Here is a 25,323-nt window from a genome sequence, read left to right as displayed (position 1 = left end):
TCGCTCTACGAGGGGGAGCCGCCTTCGGCCGCGCCCCCCTCCTCGCCCACGATCGTCCACTCGTGGATGTTCTGGTAGCTCCCGAGGGTATCGATGCGCGTGTTTCGGATGCGGTCGTTGACCCCCCAGACCTGGTCCATGTAATAGAGCCAGCTGTACGGCTGCTCGGCCACGATGAGAGTTGCGGCTTCCCGCCAATAGGGCGCCGCCAGCTCCTCGGTGGGCTGACTGAGGGCGGTGTCGAAGAGGCGGTTCACCTCCGCGTTTTCGAAAGCGGTCTGGTTGAACGGATTGTCGCCCTGCCACATGTCGGACATGTCGGCTGCGAGTCCCACCCCCCAACCGGCCAGGGCGGCTTCGAAGTTCCTCTGGTTTAGCCTGTCGAAGAAGGTGTTCGATTCGAGCGTCTGGAGCTGCACGTCCACGCCGATCCTCCGCCAGGCCTGCTGGATGATCTGTGACGCGTCGGCCCGGCGCTGGTTCCCGGCGTTCGTCGCCAGGGTAAATGCGAAGCGAGTCCCGCTCCGCACTCGAGTACCGTCCGGACCCGGGATCCACCCCTTGGCGTCGAGGATTTGTTTCGCCTGGAGCGTGTCGTAGGGAAGAGCGGCGTGAGCGACGGGGTCGTAGAGGAGCCGGAAGATGGGCGCGTACGGTCCGCCCGCAGGTGCGGCGTAGTCCTGGATCTGGAGCGCCGCGATCAGCGCGGGCCGGTCAATGGCGAGTCCCAGGGCGCGCCGGATCTCGGGGTCCGCCAGAAACGGGTGTGCGTTGGGGTTGTATGCGATGTAGTCGTAGAACCGCCCCCGCTCAACCTCGAAGCGAATTTCCGGTGACTGCGTGCGGATGAGCTCCAGCTTGTCGAAGGGGAGCTGCATCATGTCCGCATTCCCCGTCTGGAGCTCGATCATCCGGGTCGTTTCCTCCGGGATCGGGAGAAAAACGACCCGCTGGATGTTCGGCTGCGGCTGGAATTCCGGATTCGGCACCAGGACGAGGCGCTGGCCCCTGAGCCACTCGCCGATCATGTAAGGTCCGCTCACCACGAGGTTGCCGCCGCCGGGGTTGTTGACCGCGGGATGGCTCCGCAACTGGGCGGGATCCGTGTCCTCATAGAGGTGCCTGGGCGCCACGGCTCCACCCGTGTGGAAGAGCATCTCCGGGTAACGGCGGGTGAAGTGGACGACGAGAGTGGAATCGTCCTCCGCGACGATTTCACGGATCTGGCGGTTGTATTCCTGGCGAGGAGACGCGGTGCGGGGATCGCCGCGCGTCTCCATCGTCCAAACAGCGTCATGCGCGGTCACGGGACGGCCGTCGGACCATCGGGCGTCACTGCGGAGATGATATCGAATCGAGGCCGAATCGGGCCCGAAATACTCGTAGCTCCGGGCGAGCGCCGTCACGTCGTCTTCGGCCGTGAGGTACTGCAGCTCGCCGTTTTCCCAACGCGGGCCGAGAATCGGGCGATAGAGGATGGCCGAGACACCGTTGTCGAGCGAAGTCTCCGAGATCAGCGGATGCGGCTTCGAGATGTCCGCGATCTCGATGATCGTGACCGAGCTTCCCTGAGTGGTCCCTCCCGAGCCGGAGCCTCCCGAGCAGGCCGAGAGGACGAGAAGGTGAACGAGGGCGAGGCGAGGCGCGATGGATCTCATTTTCGAAGAGTACCGGGCTCCGGGGTGGACGGGCAAGATCGGCCGTGACCGACCGCGATTGTACCCGGAAGGCCCGGCGGAGGGCCCTCCCCTCTCACCCGCTCAAGCCTTCTGGGATGGCGCGTTGAGGCAGAAGGTGTCACCGGTGGCCCGACAACGGCAGGGGCGGAGGCTCACCCCGGAGGCGGCGCGATCCTCGGAGAGGATAGCCTCCACGAGATCCGCCAGCACGACCGCGAATCGCGCGTCGTCATGGGGGACCGGGACGCGATGGAATGCGAGACCAGCCTTCTCCGCCTCCTCCCGAAGCTCGATATCGAGCTCGGCGAGGGTTTCGGATTGTTCGTGCATGAAGGAGATCGGATCCACCACGATTCGCGTGGCGCGGACCGATCGGACCACTTCCGTGATGTCGGGCTGAGTCCACTCGATCTTTCGATTCGTGTGATTCTGATAACCGAGATCGTATCCCTCGATCCCAAGCCGCGATGCGGTCTCGCGGCAAAACTCCTCCACGTATTCGACGTACCGGCTCCCTTCACCCAGGTACTTCTTCGGGGTCCCGTGGGCGGAAAACACGAGGCGTGAGCCCGCTTCGGCCAGGCTCACCCCGTCCCGGGCGGCAGCGTCCCGGATCGCGTCCGCGCGAAGGTCGAGGTAGAGGGGGTGGCGGTGCCAGCCGGAGATGCCGCGGAAGTCCACCGCCCATCCCAGCGCATCGAGCGCCTTCTGCACGTCGTTCAGCGCGGCGACGGTCGTGGAGGGGCCGCACAGCGGGTAAACCGGGAGTCCCACCAGGGTGGTGACGCCGGCCTCGCGAGCCCGCGCCACGCCTTCCGCAACGAGCGGATCGGTGAACTGAAAGGCGTGGAGGACGACTGGAGCGTGTCCCCGGCGGAGGAGCTCCGCCTCGAGTGCCTCCGCCTGCGCCAACGCCTGCGCGTTCATGGGGGAGGAGCCGATCTCCCGGTATTCCTCGATGAGCCCCGGCGCCCGCCGCTCGGCGAGCTCGCGGCTCCGTCTGCGCCCGGCGTCGGGATCGGAGGGATCCTCGAGTCCGGCATTCGCCAGGAAGATCCTCTCGAGGAAGGGGATGACCTGCCCGGGAGTCGCTTCGGCCGGCTCGCCGAAGTTGAGGACGAGAATGCCGAGCTTCATGGTCCGCCCTTTCCCCTAAGGGACGCAACTCTTCCGCGCCGAAGCGCATCGAGGTCTACGGAGTGCACGTGCTCGACGACGGCCCGCACGACTTCGGGGTCGGTCTCGGGAAGAAGACCATGGCCGACGTTGAAGATGTGACCCGGGCGCCCGCCGACCCTCTTCAGAATCTCGTCGGTGCGGGCGATCGCGAAGTCACGGCCGGCCAGGAGACAGGCCGGATCGAGGTTCCCCTGGACGGCCCGGTCGTGTCCGACGAGCTCCCAGGCCTTGTTGATGGCGACCCGCCAATCGAGCCCGATCGCGTCCCCGCCGGCTTCCGCGAGAAGTGGGAGGAGCTCGGGATTTCCGGTCGCGAAATGGATCGAGAGCACCCCGGCATCCGCAAGCCCCCGCAAGATGCGGCGGGAGTAAGGAAGGGCGTGGCGGCGGTAGTCCTCGGGCGAGAGACAGCCCGCCCAGGAGTCGAAGAGTTGGATCCCGGCGGCGCCCGCCTCGGCCTGGGCCCGCGCGAAGGAGAGGAGGTGCTCGGCCCAATAGGACATCAGCTCGTCCCACAGAGCGGGTTCGGCCCACATGAACCGCTTGGTCCCCTGCCGCTCCTTCGAGCGCGGCGACTCGACCAGGTAGGTCATGAGGGTGAAGGGCGCGCCCACGAAGCCGATCACGGGAACATCGAGGCGCTCCTTGAGGAGGCGCACCGTCTCGAGGACGAAGTCCAGGGTATCGCGCGGGTCGAAGGGCTGGAGAGACCGTATCCGCGCCGCCGTGTCGTACGGGTGGGGAAGCACGGGCCCCGCGCCCCTCTCGATGGATACCCTGAGCCCCGCGCCGAGAAAAATCGTCGAGATGTCGGCAAAGAGGACGGCCGCGTCCACGGGGAAGTATTCGAGGGGTAGGGCGGTGATTCGGGCGGTTAACTCGGGGTCCCGGGTGACCTCCAGGAGATCGCGTTCGCCCTTGAGCTGGGCGTAACGCGGAAGCGATCGACCCGCTTGCCGCATGAACCAGACCGGGGTCCGGTCGAGGGGTTCCCGGCGGAGCGCGCGAATGAAGCGGTCGTTCATCGGTCCGGATGTGAGTGAGGCGGATCGGGGCGGCCGCCTCCCTGGAACGTCCCTGCCGGCTTGCGGGAGGGCGCCGGGAGCAAGGCGGAAGTGAATCTATCAGCATCCGGAGAGGGGGTCACCCGGTTGCCGGAGGCGCCGATCTTTTCTCTATTCTCCTTCATGCAAACCCGCCGCCCGACCGTCCCCGCCGCCGAAGAGATCCTGGGCGGCTACTTTCCCGTGCTCGACCACGGCTTCGTCTCTCTCGTGGACTATATGGGTTCCGACGAGGACGTTGAAAGGGCGGCCCGCGTCAGCTACGGCTACGGGACCCGGAAGCAATCCGCGACGCGGGGGCTCATCCGGTACCTGCGCCGGCACCGGCACACGACCCCTTCCGAAATGGTGGAGCTCAAGTTCCACTGCGCGATGCCGATGTTCATCGCCCGCCAGTGGATACGACATCGCACGGCCTCGGTGAACGAATACAGCGGCCGTTATTCGTTGATGCCGCTTCTCTTTTACCGGCCGGAGCGGGAGCATTTCGCGCTACAGAGCCGGTCGAACCGGCAGGGGCGGGACGAAGTGGCCCCGCGCGAGCTGTGGGATACCGCGGTCGCGCGGTGGGACCGCCTCCGCGCGGAAAGCTCCGCAACCTACGCCTGGCTCCTCGAGGAGGATCTGGCCCGGGAGCTGGCCCGCATAGACCTTCCGCTTTCGACCTTCACGCAGTGGTATTGGAAGATCGACCTCCACAACATCCTTCACTTCCTCTCGCTGAGAGCCGATCCACACGCACAGTGGGAGATCCGGGAGTACGCGCGCGTGATGGCGGGAATCGTGAAGCGGGTCGCTCCCCTCTCCTTCGAGGCATGGCTGGACTACGACCTGGGAGGTGCGAGCGTGAGCCGCGGGGAACTGGAGGCGCTCGGACGACTTCTCCAGCCGCGGGGAGAGGATGCGGTCGAGGTCCGGCCGGGAGCGCGAGGCCTCGATGGCCCTGCCCTCGCCGCCCTCGGACTCTCCGCTCGGGAAATCCAGGAGCTTCGGGACAAGCTGCGCCCCCTCACCCTCCCGGAATTCGATCTCGATCTTTCAGCGATGCGCTCGGCGGAGTCCGTCGCCGAAGAGATGGAAGAAGCCGTCCCGGGTGGGTTCGAATAGGGGCGGATCCCCACAGTTCCCGTGGACGTCGAATGCCTTCGGCCGAACACTACCGTGAAGTTTTTCGGGCGGCGCCGGATGGGATCCTCCTCGTGGATGCCGCCGGCACGATCGTGGAGGCCAACCCCGAAGCGCTCCGTCTCTTCGGGTACGCGGAGTCCCAACTTGTCGGCGCGCCGATCGAGACCCTCGTCCCCGCGGCCGCGCGGGACAAGCACCGCGAGCGCCGGGATGGGTATCTCGCCCACCCGCGCCCACGCCCGATGGGAATCGGGATGGAGCTCGCCGGCGTTCGCAACGATGGCGTGCTCATTCCAGTGGAAATTTCGTTGAGCCCTCTCGTCTCCACTGGGGGAACGCGCGTCGTGGTCATCGTGCGGGATCTGACCGAACACCGGAGGCTCAAGGGATTCGGCGCGGCGGCGCTCAAGGCCCAGGAGGCGGAGCGGCAGCGGATCGCCCACGAGCTGCACGATGAAACGGCGCAGTCGCTCGCGGCCCTGCTTCTCCGGATGAAAGTGCTGGAGATGAGCTTATCGGAGCCGAAAGAGATTGCGAAGGTCGCGGAGCTCAGAGAAGGGCTCAACGCGGCCATGGAGGGAGTCCGGCGGATGGCCCGTGGGCTCCGTCCTCCGGATCTCGAGGAGATCGGACTCGCGGCGGCGCTTCGCTCGGACGTTCGGGCCAGATTTCCCCATGTGAGGGTCGTTCTCCAACTCGACGGCTCGGAAAAGCGGCTCTCCCCCGACCAGACGCTGGCCGCGTATCGGATTGCACAGGAGGCCATCACCAACGCCATTCGCCACGGGGGTGCCGAGACCGTGGAGGTGCGGGTCCGGGAGACGGAGAGCGGGGAAAGCGCCGAGTTGGAGATCTCCGACACTGGGAGGGGATTCGACCCCAAGCAGGTCGCCGAGAGCGGGACCGGGCTCGGTCTCGTCGGCATGGACGAGCGCGCACAGATTGCCGGCGGGCGATTCGAGCTCTCCTCCCATCCGGGGAAGGGAACGCGTGTGAAGGTTCTCCTCCCCATCGCCATGAGGAGGAGGGATGGCTGATTCGATCCGGGTCCTTCTCGCCGACGATCACGCGATGTTTCGCGCCGGGCTTCGTGCCCTCCTCGAAACGGAGGGGGGGATCGATGTCGTGGGAGAGGCCGGCTCCGGGAACGAAGCCGTCGAGAGAGCGCTGGAGCTCCGCCCGGATGTGGTCCTGATGGATCTCTCCATGCCGGACACGCACGGCCTCGACGCGACCCGCCGGATCGCCGCCCTCGGGATCGGCGTGCATGTCCTCGTTCTCACGGCGCACGCCGAGGAGGAGTACCTCGTTCCGGTGGTGGAGGCCGGGGCGAGCGGTTACCTGACCAAGGCGCGCGCGGACCGCGATCTCCTCGAGGCCATTCGCACGGTGGCCAGAGGGGAAGTGTACCTTCCGGCTCAAGCCGCGACCCTCCTTCTCAGGGAGATGCGGAACTCGGGGGGCGCCGATCAACCGGGGCTCTCGGAGCTGAGCCCGCGGGAGCGGGAGGTGCTGGCCCTCACCGCGGAAGGGTATTCCTCCTCCGAGATCGGCAAGAAGCTCTTCATCTCGTCGAAGACGGTGGATACCTACCGGGCGAGGATCATGGAGAAGTTGGGACTCAACCACCGTTCCGAGCTGGTGCGTTTCGCCCTGAAGGTCGGTCTCCTGCGGGAGCTCTGATCCGCGCCCGCGCTTGCGCCGGACGGGAAGGATCTGTCTTCTCCAGGGGTACTGGGCGGGTAAGCGCACCGCCGCGCCCGAATCTTCATCACCGTGAGAGCTCCCCGAATGACCCGCAAAACCACGCCGGCCGCACCCCGCGTGGACGACCACATCGGTCACACCCCCGTGGTCCGGCTCACCCGTGTGTTGGAGCCGGGGATGGCGGAAGTTTGGGTGAAGCTCGAGGGGTTGAACCCGGCGGGCTCGATCAAAGACCGGACGGCGCGCGCCCTCGTGGACGACGGTGAGGTGCGGGGGCTCCTCCGCCCCGGAGGGACGATCGTCGAGCCCACCTCGGGGAACACCGGGATCGGGCTCGCCCAAATCGCCGCGGCGCGCGGGTACCGGCTCATCCTCTGCCTGCCCTCCTCGATGAGCGAGGAGAGGGTCCTCACCCTCCAGTCCTATGGGGCGGAGCTCGTCCTGACCGACCCCGAGCGCCGGATGCTCGCGGCGATCGAGAAGGCCGAGGAGCTCGAGAAGGAGCTCGGGGCCTATTATCCCAACCAGTTCTCGAATCCCGCCAATCCTCGCGTCCACTACGAGACGACCGGACCCGAGCTCTGGCGAGACATGGAAGGAGACCTGGACGTCTTCGTCTACGGCTCGGGAACGGGGGGGACGATCACGGGGGTGGGGCGATACCTCAAGGAGCAGGATGCCGGCGTGCGTGTGGTCGCAGTCGAGCCGGGACGTTCCGCCGTGATCTCCGGAAAGGAGCGCGGGCACCACCAGTTCCAGGGGATGGGCCCCGGATTCATCCCGGACAATCTCGATCTGAGCCTCCTCGACGACGTCCGCAGCCAGTGGGAAGAGGAAGCCTTCCCCTTCGCACGGCGCCTCGCCAGGGAAGAGGGCCTCTTCCTTGGAATGAGCTCGGGCGCCATCATCCTAACCGCGGTCCAGATCGCACGGGAGCTGGGACCGGGCCACCGGGTCGCGGCGATCTCCCCGGACTCGGGAGCCCGGTATCTGAGCACGCCGCTCTTCCACGACAGCGTGGACGGCGAAGGGGCGCCGGGGATGGGATGAGAGGGCTGAGACGGCGCCCCCACTTCCCGAACCGCCCCACCACCGATGGCGCTCAATACGACGCGGTGGAATCGCCTCAGGTACACGCTTTACGCCCCCATCTACGACCGACTCGTCCGGCTCGATCGGGCGAGAGCGCGCGCGATCGGGCTCCTCGGGCTGCGTCCCGGCGAGCGGGTCCTCGTCGTCGGCGCGGGAACGGGTCAGGACCTCGATCTCCTTCCCGCGGAGGTAAGGGTGACCGCGGGGGACATCTCGCCGGGGATGCTCCGCCGCCTCCGGACACGGGTCGAGCGCTCCGGGCGCGAGGTCGAAGTGAGAGAGCTCGACGCACACCACCTCCCTTTCGCCGACGCGACCTTCGATGCGGTCCTCCTCCATCTCGTCGTGGCGATCGTCCCCGATCCGAGAGCCTGCTTGTCCGAGGCGGCGCGGGTCGTCCGTCCCGGGGGGAGGATCTCGATCCTCGATAAATTCGCGCCCGAGCAAGGAACGATTCCCCTCTGGAGGCGGCTCCTCAACCCGGTCTCCGAGACGCTTGCGACCTCGGTGAGCCGGCGGCTCGCTCCCCTTCTCACGGGGCTTCCCCTTCGTATCGAGTCGCGTGCCCCGGTGGCCTTCCGCGGCCTCCTCGAGGCGGCGCTGCTCAGGAAGGACGAGGCAGACAGCCCGGCAGGGGAGGGGAACGTCGAGGCCTGAAGTCGGTCCCGCCATGGGGCCGGACTGTTGTGGATCACGATCCCCAGCCGCACGTTGAGAGTCCAGATCGCCGAGTGCGAGGTCCTTCTCAGTCGCCAACTCCCGCCGGAAGTGGAAAGCCCTCCGATGAACCTGGCGCAACCGATTCGACCCCAAGCCCCCGGCGCGTGCATGCGCAACAAGTCCTCCGTCAAACTCGGCGCCCGGGTCGGTTCCGCCGGCTTTGTAGGGTCCGGCGCCTTCGTGGCCTGGACGATCACCGCCTTCGCCCTTTTCGCTCCCCAACTCCTCGCGCAGGACGGGCTTCCCCTCGCCACGCGAACGCTGGAGAACGGTCTGGAAGTGATCGTGATCGAGAATCCCCTGGTTCCGATCGTCACGGTCGAGCTGGACGTGAAAAACGGCTCCTATACGGAGCCGCCCGAATTCGACGGCCTGTCCCACCTTTACGAACACATGTTCTTCAAGGCGAATGGCTCGATCCCGAGCCAGGAGCGTTACCTGGAGCGGGTGAATGAGCTCGGGGGGATCTTCAACGGGACCACTTCGACCGAGCGGGTGAACTATTTCCTCACACTCGGCGTGGACAGCCTCGCGGCCGGGATCCAGTTCATGGAGGACGCGATCCGCGACCCGCTTTTTCTCGAAGAGGAGCTGGTTCGCGAGAGGGAAGTCGTCATCGGTGAATACGACCGGGCGGAATCGACGCCCTCCTTCCACCTGGGACGCGAGATGGACCGCCTCCTCTGGAGCCCGGAATATTATTCGCGAAAGAACCCCATCGGGGCGCGCGACGTGATCCTGACGACGCTCCCCGAACAGATGCGGATCATCCAGGAGCGGTATTACGTGCCCAACAACACCGCGCTCATCCTCGCGGGCGCGGTGACGGCGGAGGAGGGGTTCGAGCTGGCGGAACGGATCTTCGGGGATTGGCCCCGCGGGGAAGATCCCTTTGCGACCCCCGTTCCGGATCCGCCGCCGCTGACGGCCTCCCGAGCCGTGATCGTGGAACAACCCGTGGGCTCCGTTACCGTCCAGATCCAGTGGCAGGGACCGAGTGTGGACGACGATCCGCGTGCGACCCACGTGGCGGACCTCCTGGGTACGGTTCTCTCCAATCCGACCAGCGCCTTCCAGAAGGCGCTGGTGGAGAGCGGGCTCGCTTTCGGGGCAGGATTTTCCTACTTCACCCAAAGACATGTGGGGCCGATCGCGGTGTCCGGACAGACCACCCCCGACCGGGCCCTCGAGTTGCACCGGGCCCTCCTGAGCGAAATGGAGAGGCTCGGGAATCCCGGAACCATCACCGCGGAGCAGCTCGAATCGGCGAAGGCCCAGGTTCGGATCGGCGAGCTCTACGCGCGTGAGCAGGCAAGCGCATGGGCGCACACCGTCGGCTTCTGGTGGGCCGTGTCGGGCCTGGACTACTACCGCACCTATGTGGACGACATCCTCACGGTCACTACCGACGAGGTCGCCGGCTTCGCTCGAATTTACCTGATCGGAAAGCCGCGGGTGAGCGGCGTGTTGATCAGCCCCGAGGCGCGTCAGGCTGCCGGGCTCAGGGAAAGCGACCTCCTCCTCACGGAGGTGGGCCCATGAAAGACTCTGCGAGAGGCGAGGGCGCGGGAGGGGCCGTAGTCATGAGGGTGCCGAGCCGTGCGTCCATGTGGGATTGGCGGGGCGCTGCGGTCGCGGTGTTGCTCTGGTTCGTTTTGGCAGCATGCGTGGAGGATCCCGGTTCGGCGGCGGGGACGTCACAGATCGTGGAGTTCACCGCCGCCGGAATTCCCGTGGTCCTCAAGCCCGTTCACGCGAACGAGGTGATCGCGCTGCGCCTCTACCTGAAGGGGGGTAGCGCGAACCTCACTCCGGAGTCGGCTGGGATCGAAAACTTCATCGCCGCCGTTTCGGAGAGGGGGACCCAGAGGTACTCACGCGACGAGTTCGCGGCTCGCTCCGCCGCGACCGGCACCGTCATCGGCGGGGAGGTGAATCCCGACTACACGGTGACCAGCGTTCAGGCGGTGTCGGAGCACTGGGAGGCGGCGTGGGACCTCTTCGCCCAAGCGGTTCGGTATCCCACATTCCCCGACGCGGAAGTCGAGCTCGTGAGGGGACAGATCCTCAACCAGCTCCGCGCCCGGGTGGACAATCCCGATGCCTACCTCGCGGTCCAGGCGAACGCGCTCCTGTACGATGGGCATCCTTACGCGATAGACCCGTTCGGAATGCTCGAAACCGTCCAGGCCATGACAGTGGACGACCTGCGCGCCTGGCACGCGGAGCGCCTGACGAAGGAAAATCTCCTCGTCGTGGCGGTCGGAAACGTGACCCAGGCCGACCTGACGGAGAAAATCGAGAGCGCCTTCGGGGAACTCCCGGCGTCGGGAGGAGCGGCGGGCGAGATTCCTCAGCTAGCCCCCTCTCCCGCCGCGGTGCAGGTGACCGAACGCGAGCTCCCGACCAACTACATCCGAGGCCAGTTCGTGGCGCCCGATCCCGGGCATCCGGACTATCCGGCCATGCGGCTCGCCATCGAGCTGCTGAACGACCGGCTTTTCGAGGAGGTTCGGACGAAGCGTAACCTGAGTTATGCAGTGGGCGTTGGGCTCTCCCAACGTCGCTCCAACTACGGCATCCTCTACGTGACTCCTGTGGAACCGGACACGACGCTCGCGGTGATCCTGGCGGAGCTAGACCGTCTCAAGAACGAACCGCTTTCGGCAGCGCGGCTCGGGCAGTCCGCCAACGTCTACCTCACCCAGTATTATCTGGGGCAGGAGACCAACATGCTTCAGGCGACCACGCTCGGGACCTTCGAGCTCGTCGGCGGGGGGTGGGAGGGCGCCGAGGCCTTCGGTGAGCGGATCCGGGCTGTCACGCCCGAGGAGATTCAACGGGTGGCCCGCACCTATCTGACGGGACTCCACATCGCCGTGATCGGCGATCCGGAGGCCGTGAACAGTGAGCTTTTCACTTCGTATTGAGCGGGAGCGATCCCGCCCAGGAAGGATTGGAGCGAAACGATGCGGATGGATGACCGGGATGCACCCCGGTGGGTCGGGCGCGGCGAAGGAGCCGACGAAGCGGAGCGGCTCCTGGAGGCGAATCGGGACTGGGCCGAAGCGCGGGTTCGTGAAGACCCACGGGCCTTCGACCGCCTCGCGCGGATTCAGCGTCCCCCCTTTCTCTTCGTCGGATGCTGTGACTCCCGAAAGCCCCTCGACACGATCACGAGGGCGACCCCCGGCGACCTCTTCATCCATCGGAACATCGCGAACCTCGTGGTCCCCGGGGATCCCGCGGCGGCGGCAGTGCTCGAGTTCGCGGTCCACACGCTGGAGGTGCGCCACCTGATCGTGTGCGGCCACACCCGCTGTGGTGGGGTAGGTGCCGCTCTGGACGGGGTGGAGGAGGGGGCGCTCGGCACCTGGCTCACTCCGGTGCGCGAGCTCGCGGCGCTTCATCGGAACGAGCTCGCCGGAATCGAGAACCGCGAGGAGCGCGAGGACCAACTCTCAGCCCTCAATGTCATCGCCCAGCTCGAAAACGCGCTCACCCATCCCAGCGTCCGCCGCCGCCTCGAGGGTGAGGGTCCGCCCCTCCACCTCCGCGGGTGGCTCTTCGAGGTCGAGTCCGGCCGCCTCCAGGCGCTTCCCCTCCCGACGTCGCGGTGGAGGGAGGAGGGGTTCCTTCCGGCGGGAGTCGCGGAAGGCCGGAGCCGATAGGCCTCCCCATGGGGCGTCTGGACCTTCCAGTGGCGCACGGGAGCGGGGCCCCCGGCGCGGTCGCGGCCGCCCCGTCCGTCCCCCTCCAGTCGCTCGACGAGCTCTGGTTCCAGGTATCCGGGACCATCTGCAACCTCCGATGCCGGCACTGCTTCATCTCGTGTGCTCCCGAGAACCATTCGGCCTGGTTTATGACGCGGGAAGAAGTCGGCGCGGCGCTGGAAGAGTCCCGCGGGCTCGCGGTGAAAGACTACTATTTCACGGGCGGAGAGCCCTTCATGAATCGGGAGATCGAAGGGATCCTGGAGGACGCTCTCGCCCTGGGCCCGGCGACCGTCCTCACCAACGCGACCCTGATTCCGGCGCGCCGGGCGCGCGCCCTCGCGGAGCTCTCGAAGGGCTCCCGGTACACGCTGGAGCTACGTGTCTCTCTCGACGGGTTTTCTTCGGAGACAAACGACCCGATCCGCGGCGAGGGGACCTTCGAGCGCTGCATGGAGGGAGTCACGGAGCTCGTCGCCGCGGGCTTCCTCCCGATCGTGTCGTGTATGCAGAGCTGGCCCGACCGGGAGACCGAAGCGACCCTCGAGAGCTTCCGCACCCTTCTCGCATCGGTGGGATACGACCGTCCACGCATCAAGATACTTCCTCCCCTTCGCATCGGAGAAGAGGCGAAGCGGACGCGGGCATACGACGAGACGGAGCATGTCACCCATGAGATGCTGCACGGATACGACCTGAGCCAACTCCTCTGCACGCGCGCCCGCCTCGTCACCGCACGCGGTGTATACGCCTGTCCCATCCTCCTTGAATCTCCGGCGGCACGCCTCGGCGAGACGCTCCGGGAGGCGGTATCCCGCGAGGCTCTCCTCGCCGAGTCCGCATGTTTCACCTGCTACGTCAGCGGGGCGATCTGTTCGAACGTCTCGCCCACGCTGGGACGGGACCGGTGAGCTCCCCCTGGCGCCCCGGGCGTTGGTCGGAGGATGCGGAACCTCGCTTCCGGAAAGTCGCCGTCTTCGGCGGCGTCTATTCGAACCACCTGGCCCTTCGCGCCCTGCTCGAGGACGCGCGGGCCAAGGGAGCCGAAGCCCTGCTCTGCCTGGGAGACCTCGGGGCCTTCGGTCCAAATCCGGACCGATCGGTCGAGCTGATCCTGGAAGGTGGAATTCCGGTCGTGCGCGGGAATTACGACGATTCGCTCGCGCGCGGCCTCGAGGACTGCCAATGCGGGTATACCGATTCGCGCGACAATCACTTCGCGCACATTTCTTACGCGTACACTTTTTCCCGCACCGCTCCCGAGCACCGAAGCTGGATGGGGTCGCTCCCTCGGGATCTACGTTTCCGGATCGGGGAGACTCGCGTCTTCGCCTTCCATGGAAGTCCGCGCAGGATGAACGAATTCCTCTGGGAGACGACGACCCCTACACACTTCCTCGAGGCGATGGCAGACGACCTGGGGGCGGATCTCCTCCTCGGCACGCACACCGGACTTCATTGGAGTCGCCAGCTCCAGGGCGTCCGCCGGTACGTGAACGTGGGCGCACTGGGTCGGCCCGCGAACGATGGGACGCCATTGGTCTGGTATGTCCTCCTGGAGGCGACCGCGGGGAGTGTGGTCCATCACTTCGTCCCCCTGGCGTACGATCATCGGGCGCTGGCGGACGAGATGGCGGTGGAGGACCTCCCCGCCGAATTCATCGAGACCATTCGAACCGGATGGTGGACGACCTGCCTCGAAATTTTACCGGGGAAGGAGCGCGCCCGAGGCCGCTTCTGAGCTTGGGCTGCCCCAGGTCAGGGGAGGGGTTCTCCCACCGCGACCACCGCGCCTTCCGGAACCAGGTGCAGATCGTCCTCGACGAGGTGGGCTGCTTCCGAAAGGACGATCACCGTCGTGCCGGCCACGAGCTCACCGGTTTGCCCGGGGATGGGGTGTTCGTCCGACGGCGAATGCTGAACCACCTGGCCGCGACGCAGGGAGCGGTCTGCGCAGGTCCCCACGAGCCGGACGGTCGCCCACCCGGGCCGGGGCGTCCAGGCCATGTTTTTCGAAGTCAATACACGCGATTCGTTTGTCTTCATGTTCGCTCCTGCATTGGGGATTCGTCCTCCATCGCCTCGGAGAGCTTCACTCTCCCGTGTGCCAGAAGCTGGACCGTCGCCCTCTGAGCCAAGGTGGGGACGCTGGGGAGCGCCACCGGGATCGCGCGAATCCCGCGGTCGTTCGGGAGGTGGACAATCAGCTCCGAGCCGGCCGGCGGCCGAGAATAGTCGCGGGCGCGACCGTCCCCGTCCACGGCCAGCGTCTTTCCCGGGGCGAGGCGACCGGCCAGCCTCACGCCGAACTCGATCCAGGTGAGAACCGGATCGGCGTCCTCTTGGGTGATGCCGCGAATGACCGATTCGCGGTACTCTCCCACCGCCTCCGCATATTCGTCTTCGCTGCGACGGCGGATTTCGCGAAGCGCCTCCCGGCAGGCCGGACGCGGATCGCGAGCGCCCGTGGCCGCGAGCGCTTCTTCGAGCCTTCGGTCGGCGGCCTGCGTGTCGGGATCCATCGGGGCTCCAGCGTCATTCCGTTCTCTTCTCGTGAGGGAGGATGACGGGTGGCACACGCCCGGTCAACGGGACAAAAGTTCCGGGTCTTCGATGTCTTCCACGGTTGGCCCGTGGCCGCAGTCCCCGCTAGCTTCGGGAAACCCCGCTCTTTCGGAGCACGTCTTCCATCCCGTCTCGCCGAAAGGCGCAGGAGGTCAGCGTGTTGACCGCGTTCGGAGGACCGATGCCGGATCCGCTGGTGAGAAGGGACGAATTCCTGGACCTCTCCTGGGAGATGTTCGGAGAGCTTTGCCGGGCGCTCGCCATGCGCGTGGGCCAGGACTATCAGGCCGAGGCAGTCGTTGGAATCGCGCGCGCGGGGGTCATTCCCGCCGCCGTCCTCGCCTCCATCCTGCGCATCGACTTCTACTCGATGAAGATCTCCCGCTGGGAGGGCGACGATCGGGTGCGAGAGCGCCCCGCCATCCTCTCGGCCGCCCCCCCGCAGGTGCGTGGAAAGCGCGTCATTCTGGTGGACGAAATTGCGACCTCCGGAGAGACCTTTCGCCTCGGCCTCGCCGCGGTCCGCGACGTCGGGCCTTCCGAGATCCGGACCGCGACCGTCTTCGTCCGGCCGCGCGGGTACGCGCCGGACTATTTCGCCCTGGAGACGGATGCCACGGTGGTCTTCCCGTGGGACCGGAAGATCTTCAGCGGAAACGAGTGGGTCGTGAATCCGCGCTACCGGGGCGTCATCAACGGGTGAGCCGGGCGGCCACCCGGAGCGCCTCCTCAAGGCGGCCTCCGATGCCGGGGCGATCCGAGTAGGCCGCGCAGACGTGGAGGCCGGACGGGAGGCGGAGCCGGTCCATCGCGCTCCAACTCCGATCCCAGGCCGGCATGTGCGTGCGGTGGACGAGGAGGGGGGCGGCATCCACGCCCGTCACTTCGCGGAACTCCTCCTGGGCGATCGCGAGAATCTCCGCGTCCGGCCGATCCATCAGCGCCTCTCCCCCCATCCCGCCCAGGAATGCCGAGAAAAGGCCGGTCCTTCCGAATAACGTCCCGTGTGCGGTGACGCCCCGCGTCGCCATCGGGCTATCCAGCGTCATCTTGAATCCCGTGCCGACCGGCGGCAGGCGGTCGAGATCGGAGGCGACGAGTGGAACGACTGCGAGCGGGTTGTACCGGAGAGAGCCGACGAGGGAGGCCGCCTCCGGGGCGGCCGTCGCGAGAATGCGCCCGGCTTCAGGGGCCGGGACCGCGAGGACGACGTCGCGCACCCGGATCGTGTCGCCGTCCGTGGCGATCTCGTGGAAGCCTCCGCCGGCGCTCCGGATCTCGCGCACTGGAGTCGCTGGCCGAACCCGGTCGCGGTATCGCTCCGCGAGCGCCCAGGGGAGCGCCCCCATCCCTTCCTCGAAGGAAACGACGGGGAGGTCCGCGGCCCGCGACGCGCGGAGGAGTGCGAGGAGGAGGCTCCTTCCCCCGCCCGTTCGTCGCAGAATCGGAAGGAGCGTATGGCGGGCCTCCATCTCTTCGGGATGTGAGCCGTAAAGCCCCCCGAGGATCGGCCCGGCGAGGCGCTCGAAGATCTCGGGACCCAGCTTCCGCCGGAGTGCGTGGGCGACCGACTCCTCGGGTGCAGGGGGACCGGTGACGAGGTCACCAAGGGCTCGAAGCTTTCCGCCCCAGGAGATGAGGCTGCTCCGCAGGGCGTCGCGCACGCCGAGGGGTGCCGGGTGGAGGTGTCCCCGGTAATAAACGGTGAAGGGGACGCCGGTAGGCGCCCGCAGGAGCGACGGCCTGAGCCCGAGGTCGTCCACGATCGTGCCGAGTCCCGGGGTCAGTCGCACGCGTTGGGGGCCGAGGTCGGCGGTCACCTCTCCCGATGGACCGGTGAGCCGGCGGCTCCGAATGACCCCGCCGGGTTCGCCGTCGGCTTCGAAGAGGAGCGCCTCGACCCCCTGCTTCGTCAGGAGATGGAGGAGGAAGAGTCCCGAGATTCCGCCACCGACGATGCCGATCATGGGCGTCGCACCGGGGCGGGCGGGTTCGGCCTGACTGGGTGGAAAAGGAGTGGGCGCCTGGAGGTCAGCTCGCCTGCATGGAGTCGAGGAACTCCTGGTTCGTGGCGGTCCGCTTCATCCGGTCCATGAGGAACTCGATCGCTTCGGCGGACGGCATGTCGGAGAGGAAGTTCCGGAGGAGGTAGACGCGGTTCAGCTCCGTCTCGCTCAGGAGGAGCTCTTCCTTCCGAGTTCCGGACCGATTGATGTCGATGGCCGGAAAGATCCGCTTGTCCGCGATGTGGCGGTCGAGGATGAGCTCCATGTTTCCGGTCCCCTTGAACTCCTCGAAGATCACCTCGTCCATGCGGCTTCCGGTTTCGACCAGCGCCGTGGCGATGATCGTGAGCGAGCCTCCCTGGTCAATGTTTCGCGCGGCGCCGAAGAAGCGCTTCGGCTTGTGGAGGGCGTTGGCGTCCACGCCGCCCGAAAGGATCTTCCCGGAGTGAGGAACGGTGACGTTGTACGCGCGCGCGAGACGGGTGATGGAGTCGAGGAGGATCACCACGTCCTTCCCGTGCTCGACCAGGCGCTTCGCCTTCTCCAAAACCATCTCGGCAACCTGCGTGTGCCGCTCCGCGGGTTCATCGAAGGTGGAGGAGACCACCTCGGCGTCCACGTGCTCCTCCATGTCCGTCACTTCTTCGGGGCGCTCGTCAATCAGGAGGACGATGAGGTAGATATCCTTGTAGTTCTCGCGGATCGAGTTCGCGACCTTCTGGAGGAGGATCGTCTTTCCGGCTTTCGGGGGAGACACGATGAGACCGCGCTGCCCCATCCCGATCGGCGCGATCAGGTCCATGACGCGCATCGAGATTTCGCCCGACTCGTTTTCGAGCCGGATCCGCGTTTCGGGATAACGCGGGCGGAGATTGTCGAAAGCGATTCGATGCTTCGCCCCCTCGGGGTCTCCGAGATTGACCTCCTCGACCTTCAGGAGTGCGAGGTAGCGCTCGCCGTCCTTCGGTGGGCGAACCTGTCCCAGGACCGTGTCACCGGTGCGGAGGTCGAAGCGCTTTATCTGAGAAGGGGATACGTAGATGTCGTCGGGCCCGTAGAGGTAGTTCCAGTCGGGCGAGCGCAGGAAACCGTAACCCTCGGGGAGGACTTCCAGGACGCCTTCGCCCCTCAGGACGACTTCGGTGTCGAGAAGGTTCTGCTCGATGCGGAAGATGAGATCCTGCTTCCGGAGGCCGGAATAGTTCTGAATCTTCAGCTCTTCGGCCAGATCGTGCAGCTCCTGGACGTTTTTTTTCTTGAGCTCGGCGATGTCCACGGGGGTCTCCAGTTCGGACTGGTCCGGCGGGGGTGGGGAGGGCTCAGCGCCGCGGCAGCCCGCGCTTCGCCGGCGGCGGCATGTCCAACTTTGGCGCGGTCATCTTTGCTCGAGGCGAAGGCGGGTGGGCAAAGGCCCGGGGCTCAACTTTTTGTGTCGGGTAACGGCCGGAGGCCGGAAGGTTTTGGCGGGGTCAACGCTAGGGGCCGGCGCGGGGCGTAGACGAATCTCGTCCGGTCCCGGCATCACGTCTGCGGAATTTTCGGCATAGTAATCCGGCTCCGCGAAGTGGTCAAGGGCTCGCGGTGGAATGCTCGCCGCCTCCGGACCTCCCTGCGAACCGGCGGCTCCGCACGGCGGAGGTGGACGACTTGACAGCGTGGGATCCGCCCCGGGACATTCGCGGAACGCGACGACCCGGAGCGTATTCCGGGCGCGACGGAACTCGACTTGGGGGAATGGGTGGCACGGCACAATCGCGAGGGGACGGGATGCGACCAGCTTGGCTTCGCTTACGAGGTGAGCTACCAGCCGGACTGGCTCAGGCACGTGAAGATCTCTCGCTCCCTCCACTCGGGACGCCAGTCCACCATGACGCTCTTCCGAAATCCCGCGGACTATCGGGACGAATTTCCCGGTGATCAGGTGCGCACCCGGATCATCTGCCCCGAACAGGGAGTGGATGTCGAAGTCATGGTGCGGGGGGACCAGGACGGGGTGCGTCGAGTGAGTGTGACCTGCGACGTCGCCGCCGGCGACGGAAAAAAAACGGAACAGGTGACCTTCACCTTCGAAAACGGGCTTCGGCCCGCTCCCCGCAAGCCGGCGAGATCCAGGCGTCGCTGAGATCCGCGCGTCGGCGGTGCCAGGGAAGCGGTTCACGAGCAGGACCGCGCGCACCGGCTGCCACGTGCCGCCCCTCCCATTCTGACCGAGACCGGGTGCTCTCCGGCGGATCGAGCCCACCTCCATGACCGAACGGCTTCTCGCTCCATTCGCCGCCCTGGGGAGAGGCGCGACCGCACTTGCGGCCGGGATCGGCCGCTGGGGGATCCTGACGGCGCGAACTGCACAGTCCGCGAGATACGTGGACGTCTGGGGGCGTCTCTTACTGCAGCAGATGGCCCGGGTGGGGGTGGATTCGGTTCCCATCGCGCTCTTCATCGCCACCTTCACCGGGATCGTCCTGGCCCTGCAGGCGTCGTACACCTTCACGGGGGCGGTCCCGATGTATTTCGTCGGCGTCCTCGTCGGTAAAACGATGATGCTCGAGCTCGGCCCCGTGCTCACCGGCCTCGCGCTTTCCGGGCGCGTCGGAGCGAACATCGCGGCGGAGATCGGGACGATGAGGGTGACCGAACAGATCGACGCCCTCGAGACGATGGCCTACCCGCCGGTCGCCTACCTGGTGTTCCCGCGCGTCCTCGCCGGGATCATCATGTTCCCCCTGGTCACCTTGCTTGCGACGGCGGTCGGGATCACCTTCGGCTGGCTCACCTCCCTTCAACTCCTCGATATGTCCACGGCGGAGTTCGTGCGGGGGCTCACCCTCTTTTTCCTCCCCTTCGACGTCACATATTCGATCATCAAAGCGACGAGCTTCGGGTTCGTCGTCACCTCACTGGGATGTTTCTTCGGATATTACACGACCGGAGGGGCAGAAGGAGTGGGGAATGGGACGACGAGGGCGGTCGTGGCCAGCTCGATGGTAATCCTCGTCCTCGACGCCTTCTGGGCGCTCGTGCTCCTCTGACGCCGGCGCGACCGACCTCATGAGCATCGTGCTCGATGGCGTCCACAAGGCATTCGGCCCGAACCGCGTGCTTCGCGGGTTTTCCGTCGATGCTCGGGAGGGCGAGACCCTCGTGGTGATGGGGCAGTCCGGATCGGGGAAGTCGGTTGCCCTCAAGCTTATCGTGGGACTCCTCGCCCCGGACGAAGGCGTGGTTCGCGTGGACGAGCAGGTCGTTTCCGAGCTTCCTACCAAAGAGCTCTTCGCCCTCCGGCGGAAAGTGGGATTCGTCTTCCAGTTCGCGGCGCTCTTCGACTCCATGAGCATCGGGGAAAACGTGGGGCTGGGGCTGCGCCGGATCGGGGAAATGTCCGTTTCCGAGATCCAGGACCGGGTCGCGGAGTGCCTGGGACTCGTGGGTCTCGAAGGGGTGGCGGAGAAGTTTCCCTCGGAGCTTTCGGGAGGCCAGAAGAAGCGCGCTGGAATCGCACGCGCGATCGCCGCACGCCCGAAATACATCCTCTACGACGAACCGACGACGGGGCTCGACCCGATTACGAAAACGGTCATCGACCGTCTCATCCTGCGAACGAAGGAGGAGCTCGGCGCCACCGGGGTGGTCGTGACCCACGATCTCGAGAGCGCCTACCGGGTCGGAGACCGAATCGCCATGCTATATGAAGGCCAGTGCCGCTTTCTGGGGACTCCCGAGGAGCTTCGGGCTTCGGACGATCCCGTGGTCAGAGGATTCGTCGAGGGAGAACCCGAACTATTGGAGGGCGAATCGTGAGCAAGTCACGCGAGGCACTAGTGGGCGTCGTGATCGTCGCGAGCATCGTTGTCACGGTGATCGGGATGCTCTGGCTCCAGGGGGCTTCCTTCGGCCGGGACCAGCGGGACATCGAGGCGGTGTTTTTCGAGGTGGGCCTCATCCGGGCCGGGAACGACTTGAAGCTGCGGGGCGTTCAGGTGGGTAGCGTTCGGGAAATCGTGGTGGACTCGACGGGAAATACGGTGAGAGTCAGGTTCCGGATCGACGAAGGGATCGTCCTCCCGCCCGATCCTGTGGTGATCCTTTCGCCCGAGTCGCTTTTTGGTGATTGGCAGGCGGAAATCCATCCCCGCACGCGGTATCCGGATGTGGGATACGCGGAACCGACCCGGGAGGACGTGCTCCCGGGGCACGCGCTGCCGGATATCTCCCAGCTCACGCATATGGCCGATCAGATCGCGGGAAACCTCGCGATGCTGACGGAGCGCGTGGGGATCGCATTTTCCGAGGAGACAGCCGAAAACATCGCGTCCCTGATCGACAACGTGGAGGGAGTGACTCAGCGGCTCTCCGATATGGTGTCCCAGCAAGCCGTATCCTTCACCGAGGTGACGGACGGGGTCCAGCGGGCCGCGGAGGAGATCGGGTCCGCGGCGGAGCAGGCACGGCTCACTTTCGTCCGGGCCGACGAAGCCCTGGCCACCGGTGACCTCGCCTCCACACTCGAAGACCTGGGGGTCATCGCGGAAAACCTTCGCGAGCTTTCGGGAGAGCTTCAGGGGACGAACGCGAGCGTGCGGAGCGTGGCCTCGCGGGTGGATTCCACCTTCGTTCGGGTCGAGGAGATCGTGGACCGGACGGCCGCGGGCGAAGGTTCGCTCGGCCGGCTCCTCCAGGATCCGGCGATGTCGAACGAGTTGGAGGCGTTGATGGGAGACCTGAGGGCCCTCCTCGTGGACATTCGCGAGAACCCTCGGCGGTACGTGCGTCTTTCTATATTTTAGCGACCTTTCAGGGCCTCTCGAGGCCAGAGACAGCATACGGAGCCCGTTCTTTGGAACCCCGCAGAACCGCACCACGGCCCGCGCGCCTGGGGATGGAGGGACCGTTGTCCATGCCCAAGCGTGTCGAGGAGAAGAGCGCCGGAGGCGTCGTCGTCCGCACGACGGACGGCGAGCCGCGCGTTCTCCTGATCCGTGACCCCTATGGAAAGTGGGGGCTCCCGAAGGGCCACCTCGAGGAGGGAGAGGGGACGGAAGAGGCAGCGCTCCGAGAGGTCAACGAGGAAACGGGGCTGGAAGACCTGGAGCTCGGGGTGGACCTGGGGGAGATTGATTGGACTTTCCGCAGGGAGCGCCGGCTGGTCCATAAGTTCTGCCGCTTCTACCTGATGACGTCGCAGGTCGGCGAAGCGCGCCCCGAGCAATCCGAGGGGATCACGGAGTGCCGGTGGCTGTCCCTGGCGGAGGCGGCGCGCACCGTGGCGTACGAAAACGCCCGCGTGATCCTCGAGCGGGCGGCCGTGCAGCTCGGCATCTCGAGTGGGGGTGAAGGGGCTCCCGCGGGTGGAGGGGCAAGCGAATGACATCCGAAGTGAGGGACATCACCATCGTGGGGGGCGGACCGACCGGGCTCTTCGCCGCCTTTTATGCCGGAATGCGCGGCGCTTCGACCCGCATCGTGGACTCCCTTCCGGAGCTCGGCGGGCAGCTCACAGCCCTCTATCCGGAGAAGTACATTTTCGACGTGGGAGGATTTCCGAAAGTCCTTGCGAAGGATCTCGCCCTCGACCTCATCGCCCAGGCGATACAGTTCGAGCCCGAGCTCTGCCTCGACGAGGAGGTCCACGCCGTCCTCGAGGAGGGAGAAGGGCTTCTGCGGTTGGATTGTGGCGAGCGTTCCTACCTGACGCGAACGCTCATCGTGGCCGGCGGGAAAGGCGCATTCGAACCTCGAGGGCTCGAATGCCCCGGGTACGAACATCTCCTCGGCCATGGAGTCCATTACGCGGTCAAGGATCCTGAGATGTACCGGGGGAAGAAGGTCCTCGTCGTGGGGGGCGGAGACTCCGCTCTCGACTGGGCGCTCATCCTCAAGGAAAAGACCTCCCGCCTCGTCGTCGCGCACCGGAGAGACTCATTCCGGGCGCACGAGGCCTCGGTGACGAAGCTGATGGAAGCGGAGCGGGGCGGAGAGATCGAGCTCCGGCTCTTCCACGAAGTCGCCGAGATCCGGGGGAACGGGCGCGTGGAAGCCGCGGTGCTGTACGACAACCGTACGCAAGAGAAGTTCACGATGGAGTGTGACGCCGTCCTCACTTTTCTTGGATTCAAGCCGGATCTGGGTCCGATCCAGGGGTGGGGACTCGAGCTGAAGAAGAACCGCATCCTCGTGAACACGCTCATGGAGACCAATCGGCCGGGAATTTATGCGGCCGGCGACATCGTGGACTACGAAGGAAAGCTCGATCTGATCGCCACCGGATTTGGGGAGGCCGCGATTGCCGTGAACAACGCCGTGCACCGCGTGGATCCCTCCGCCCGGGTGAACCCCGGGCACTCGACCAGCCTTAAGATCTTCCAGGACAAGTGATGGCCGGGGACCGTGTCGAAGAGGTCGTGATCGTCGGATCGGGCCCCGCCGCTTGGACCGCGGCGATTTACGCCGCCCGCGCCCGGCTCGAACCTCTCGTCTTCGAGGGGGCCCCGTCCCGCGAGATGATTCCCGGGGGGCAGCTCATGTTCACCACCGACATCGAGAACTATCCCGGATTCAGGGAGGGAATCGACGGGCAGACCTTCATGGGGGAGATGAAGGCTCAGGCGATCCGGTTCGGTACCCGCCTGGTCACGGATGACGTCGTCGCCATCGAGACTGAGGAGCGTCCGTTCCGCCTTCGTTCCGCGGAAGGGGAGGAGGTTCGCGCCCGGACGGTCATCGTGGCGACGGGTGCGCGGGCGAATTGGCTCGGCCTCCCGAACGAGACGCGGCTGGCCCAGCTCGGCGGCGGTGTTTCGGCCTGTGCGGTCTGCGACGGTGCACTTCCGGCCTTTCGGGACCAGGTGCTCGCGGTCGTGGGCGGGGGGGACACCGCGATGGAAGAGGCGCTCTACCTCACGAAATTCGCGCGTGAGGTGGTGATCGTGCACCGGCGAGACGCCTTCCGGGCTTCCCCGATCATGGCGGAGCGCGCGCTGGCCGATAAAAAGATCCGGGTCGAGTGGAACTCCGTCGTGACCGATGTCCTGGGCGATGACTTCATCACGGGGATTCGCATCCGGAACACGGAGAGTGGGGAGGAGCGCGAGTTTCCCGTGGGGGGGCTCTTCGTCTCCATCGGGCACACGCCGAACACTGTCTTCCTGAAAGGGGTGGTCGAGCTTGACGCCGCCGGGTACGTCGTCACGCCGAAGGGGTGGAGGACGGAGACGAGCGTGCCTGGGATCTTCGCGGCGGGCGACGCGATGGACCCGTATTACCGTCAGGCCGTCACCGCGGCGGGAACGGGGTGCATGGCGGCCCTGGAAGCGGAGCGCTGGCTCGCACACGGGAGCGAGGAGTTGCCCCTTCCGGCGCACCCGGTGGGCAAGACCGCCTGAGGCTCATCCCCCGATCAATCTTCCTCCGTCAACGACGATGACCTCCCCGGTGATGAAGGGAGAGCGTTCGAGAAAGAGGACGGTGCGGACGACGTCCTCCGGCGATCCGAGCTTCCCAAGCACGGCCCGCTCTCTCGACTTCTCTCGCTCCTCCTCCCCGTAACCTTCAGGAAGAAGGACCGCTCCCGGAGCGATCGCGTTCACCCGGATGTGCGGTGCCAGGGCCTTGGCCATCACCCGGGTCAGGTGGAGGAGCCCCGCCTTGGAGACCGCGTGGTGCGGGTGCTCGATCCAGGGTTGGAAGGCCGAGAGGTCTACGAGATTCACCACCCGTCCTCGCGATTCCCTGAGGAGCTCCGCCGTCGCCTTCACCATGAGGAAGGGGCCCTTGAGATTGACCGCCATGACCCGGTCCCACTCTCCCGCATCGATCTCGAGCAGGGGCGTGCTTTTGAAGAGGGAGGCGCTGTTCACGAGGAGATCGAGCCGTCCGTGCTCTTCGCGGACGTGCGCCGCAATGATCTCCACCTCCTGGGGGTTCGATACGTCTCCCCCGGCGATGGTGGCTCGGCGGCCCTCCTCCTCCACCTTGCGTGCCACCACCTTCGCTTCGGATTCGGACGCGTGATAGTTGATCACGACGTCGTATCCGGCCTCGGCCAATCCGAGGGTGATCGCCCGCCCCACGCGGACGGCTCCGCCCGTGATCAAAGCGACTGGGGTCAAAAGGATCGGCTCGGCGTGACGGGGAACTGGCGAAACGCGCGGGAGGGTGGAAGTTACTTGTGCCCTCTTCGTGATGGGAGGGCGGGGGCCATGGGGTGGTCCTCCCGGAACCGATGACGGAGATCGAAATGACGCCGGAAGGCTTTCGGATCGAGAAAGATTCGCTCGGCGAAGTGCAGGTGCCGGAGCGCGCATTGTACGGAGCCCAGACCCAGAGGGCTGTGGAAAACTTCCCCATCAGCGGACAGAGGTTCGGGAGGCGGATGATCGAGGCTCTCGGGATCGTGAAGTGGGCCGCGGCGGAAACCAACGGCGAGATGGGGAGCCTCGATGGGCCGGTCGCGGGGGGGGGGGGCCCCCCCCCC

27 protein-coding genes are annotated in these 25,323 nt (G+C 66.3%); 19 read left to right on the top strand and 8 right to left on the bottom strand.

Annotation, left to right across the window (positions count from 1 at the left end; all coding sequences use genetic code 11):
* Nucleotides 1-5: 5 nt before the first annotated feature.
* The 3 genes from WEG36_08255 to hemE all read right to left on the bottom strand — a co-directional run bounded on the left by WEG36_08255 (nt 6) and on the right by hemE (nt 3,883).
* Nucleotides 6-1,658, bottom strand: a complete 1,653-nt coding sequence (locus tag WEG36_08255; protein ID MEX1257594.1) for an ABC transporter substrate-binding protein — start codon at nt 1,656-1,658, stop codon at nt 6-8.
* Nucleotides 1,659-1,760: 102 nt separating this feature from the next.
* Entirely contained in the window at nt 1,761-2,816 is a 1,056-nt protein-coding gene (gene hemH, locus WEG36_08250) for a ferrochelatase (protein MEX1257593.1), read from the bottom strand.
* The gene (gene hemE / locus WEG36_08245; GenBank protein MEX1257592.1) at nt 2,813-3,883 is read right to left on the bottom strand and encodes a uroporphyrinogen decarboxylase; all 1,071 of its coding nucleotides are present in this window, start codon (nt 3,881-3,883) and stop codon (nt 2,813-2,815) included. The genes hemH and hemE overlap by 4 nt, the downstream gene beginning before the upstream one ends.
* Before the next feature lie 90 nt (nt 3,884-3,973).
* Here hemE and thyX point away from each other — a divergent pair, with 90 nt between their 5' ends.
* The 10 genes from thyX to WEG36_08195 all read left to right on the top strand — a co-directional run bounded on the left by thyX (nt 3,974) and on the right by WEG36_08195 (nt 14,023).
* Nucleotides 3,974-5,029, top strand: a complete 1,056-nt coding sequence (gene thyX, locus WEG36_08240; protein MEX1257591.1) for an FAD-dependent thymidylate synthase — start codon at nt 3,974-3,976, stop codon at nt 5,027-5,029.
* Nucleotides 5,030-5,061: 32 nt separating this feature from the next.
* The gene (locus tag WEG36_08235) at nt 5,062-6,087 is read left to right on the top strand and encodes a PAS domain S-box protein (protein ID MEX1257590.1); all 1,026 of its coding nucleotides are present in this window, start codon (nt 5,062-5,064) and stop codon (nt 6,085-6,087) included.
* A complete protein-coding gene (locus WEG36_08230) occupies nt 6,080-6,733 on the top strand; it encodes a response regulator transcription factor (protein ID MEX1257589.1) in 654 nt (217 codons plus the stop codon). The genes WEG36_08235 and WEG36_08230 overlap by 8 nt, the downstream gene beginning before the upstream one ends.
* Before the next feature lie 108 nt (nt 6,734-6,841).
* Nucleotides 6,842-7,807, top strand: coding sequence for a cysteine synthase A (gene cysK, locus WEG36_08225; GenBank protein MEX1257588.1), 966 nt, complete (start codon nt 6,842-6,844; stop codon nt 7,805-7,807).
* Nucleotides 7,808-7,852: 45 nt separating this feature from the next.
* The gene (locus WEG36_08220; GenBank protein MEX1257587.1) at nt 7,853-8,506 is read left to right on the top strand and encodes a methyltransferase domain-containing protein; all 654 of its coding nucleotides are present in this window, start codon (nt 7,853-7,855) and stop codon (nt 8,504-8,506) included.
* Between the two features lie 171 nt (nt 8,507-8,677).
* Complete coding sequence (locus WEG36_08215) at nt 8,678-10,111, top strand: pitrilysin family protein (GenBank protein ID MEX1257586.1); 1,434 nt, start codon at nt 8,678-8,680, stop codon at nt 10,109-10,111.
* Nucleotides 10,108-11,499: a pitrilysin family protein gene (locus WEG36_08210; protein MEX1257585.1), complete on the top strand. Its 1,392-nt coding sequence runs from the start codon at nt 10,108-10,110 to the stop codon at nt 11,497-11,499. Before WEG36_08215 ends, WEG36_08210 begins: the two co-directional genes overlap by 4 nt.
* Before the next feature lie 39 nt (nt 11,500-11,538).
* Complete coding sequence (locus tag WEG36_08205) at nt 11,539-12,240, top strand: carbonic anhydrase (protein MEX1257584.1); 702 nt, start codon at nt 11,539-11,541, stop codon at nt 12,238-12,240.
* Nucleotides 12,241-12,248: 8 nt separating this feature from the next.
* Nucleotides 12,249-13,193, top strand: a complete 945-nt coding sequence (locus WEG36_08200; GenBank protein MEX1257583.1) for a radical SAM protein — start codon at nt 12,249-12,251, stop codon at nt 13,191-13,193.
* Nucleotides 13,190-14,023, top strand: a complete 834-nt coding sequence (locus WEG36_08195; protein MEX1257582.1) for a metallophosphoesterase family protein — start codon at nt 13,190-13,192, stop codon at nt 14,021-14,023. Before WEG36_08200 ends, WEG36_08195 begins: the two co-directional genes overlap by 4 nt.
* A 17-nt stretch (nt 14,024-14,040) precedes the next feature.
* On the opposite strand, the gene WEG36_08190 is transcribed toward WEG36_08195, so the two are convergent.
* Nucleotides 14,041-14,328, bottom strand: coding sequence for a hypothetical protein (locus tag WEG36_08190; protein ID MEX1257581.1), 288 nt, complete (start codon nt 14,326-14,328; stop codon nt 14,041-14,043).
* Nucleotides 14,325-14,804, bottom strand: coding sequence for a hypothetical protein (locus WEG36_08185; protein MEX1257580.1), 480 nt, complete (start codon nt 14,802-14,804; stop codon nt 14,325-14,327). The genes WEG36_08190 and WEG36_08185 overlap by 4 nt, the downstream gene beginning before the upstream one ends.
* Before the next feature lie 203 nt (nt 14,805-15,007).
* On the opposite strand from WEG36_08185, the gene WEG36_08180 reads away from it, so the two are divergent.
* On the top strand, nt 15,008-15,550 hold the full coding sequence (locus WEG36_08180) for a phosphoribosyltransferase family protein (GenBank protein MEX1257579.1): 543 nt from the start codon (nt 15,008-15,010) through the stop codon (nt 15,548-15,550).
* Here WEG36_08180 and hemG read toward each other — a convergent pair.
* On the bottom strand, nt 15,540-16,814 hold the full coding sequence (gene hemG, locus WEG36_08175; protein ID MEX1257578.1) for a protoporphyrinogen oxidase: 1,275 nt from the start codon (nt 16,812-16,814) through the stop codon (nt 15,540-15,542). The two genes, WEG36_08180 and hemG, sit on opposite strands and share 11 nt — an antisense overlap.
* Nucleotides 16,815-16,878: 64 nt before the next feature.
* A complete protein-coding gene (rho, locus tag WEG36_08170; protein ID MEX1257577.1) occupies nt 16,879-18,141 on the bottom strand; it encodes a transcription termination factor Rho in 1,263 nt (420 codons plus the stop codon).
* A gap of 450 nt (nt 18,142-18,591) precedes the next feature.
* Here rho and WEG36_08165 point away from each other — a divergent pair, with 450 nt between their 5' ends.
* From WEG36_08165 to trxB, 7 genes are all read left to right on the top strand, one after another.
* Nucleotides 18,592-18,975, top strand: a complete 384-nt coding sequence (locus WEG36_08165; protein ID MEX1257576.1) for a hypothetical protein — start codon at nt 18,592-18,594, stop codon at nt 18,973-18,975.
* A 124-nt stretch (nt 18,976-19,099) separates the two neighbouring features.
* Nucleotides 19,100-19,882, top strand: coding sequence for an ABC transporter permease (locus WEG36_08160; protein MEX1257575.1), 783 nt, complete (start codon nt 19,100-19,102; stop codon nt 19,880-19,882).
* A 19-nt stretch (nt 19,883-19,901) separates the two neighbouring features.
* A complete protein-coding gene (locus WEG36_08155; GenBank protein MEX1257574.1) occupies nt 19,902-20,651 on the top strand; it encodes an ATP-binding cassette domain-containing protein in 750 nt (249 codons plus the stop codon).
* A complete protein-coding gene (locus WEG36_08150) occupies nt 20,648-21,637 on the top strand; it encodes an MlaD family protein (protein ID MEX1257573.1) in 990 nt (329 codons plus the stop codon). Before WEG36_08155 ends, WEG36_08150 begins: the two co-directional genes overlap by 4 nt.
* A gap of 110 nt (nt 21,638-21,747) precedes the next feature.
* Nucleotides 21,748-22,218 carry an NUDIX domain-containing protein gene (locus WEG36_08145; protein ID MEX1257572.1) on the top strand — a complete coding sequence of 157 codons (471 nt, stop codon included), beginning with the start codon at nt 21,748-21,750 and terminating at the stop codon, nt 22,216-22,218.
* Nucleotides 22,215-23,225, top strand: coding sequence for an NAD(P)/FAD-dependent oxidoreductase (locus WEG36_08140; protein ID MEX1257571.1), 1,011 nt, complete (start codon nt 22,215-22,217; stop codon nt 23,223-23,225). The genes WEG36_08145 and WEG36_08140 overlap by 4 nt, the downstream gene beginning before the upstream one ends.
* Complete coding sequence (trxB, locus tag WEG36_08135) at nt 23,225-24,232, top strand: thioredoxin-disulfide reductase (protein MEX1257570.1); 1,008 nt, start codon at nt 23,225-23,227, stop codon at nt 24,230-24,232. Before WEG36_08140 ends, trxB begins: the two co-directional genes overlap by 1 nt.
* 3 nt (nt 24,233-24,235) lie before the next feature.
* On the opposite strand, the gene WEG36_08130 is transcribed toward trxB, so the two are convergent.
* Complete coding sequence (locus WEG36_08130) at nt 24,236-24,958, bottom strand: SDR family oxidoreductase (GenBank protein MEX1257569.1); 723 nt, start codon at nt 24,956-24,958, stop codon at nt 24,236-24,238.
* Nucleotides 24,959-25,086: 128 nt separating this feature from the next.
* Here WEG36_08130 and aspA point away from each other — a divergent pair.
* Nucleotides 25,087-25,323 (top strand): aspartate ammonia-lyase (gene aspA, locus WEG36_08125; protein MEX1257568.1); only part of this gene is annotated, 237 nt, incomplete at its 3' end.

Source organism: Gemmatimonadota bacterium, assembly GCA_040882465.1.
In the GTDB taxonomy this organism is placed as follows: domain Bacteria; phylum Gemmatimonadota; class Gemmatimonadetes; order Longimicrobiales; family Gaopeijiaceae; genus JBBEBG01.
Note: the sequence above shows the minus strand (reverse complement) of the source record. Positions and strands in the feature narration are given on the sequence as shown.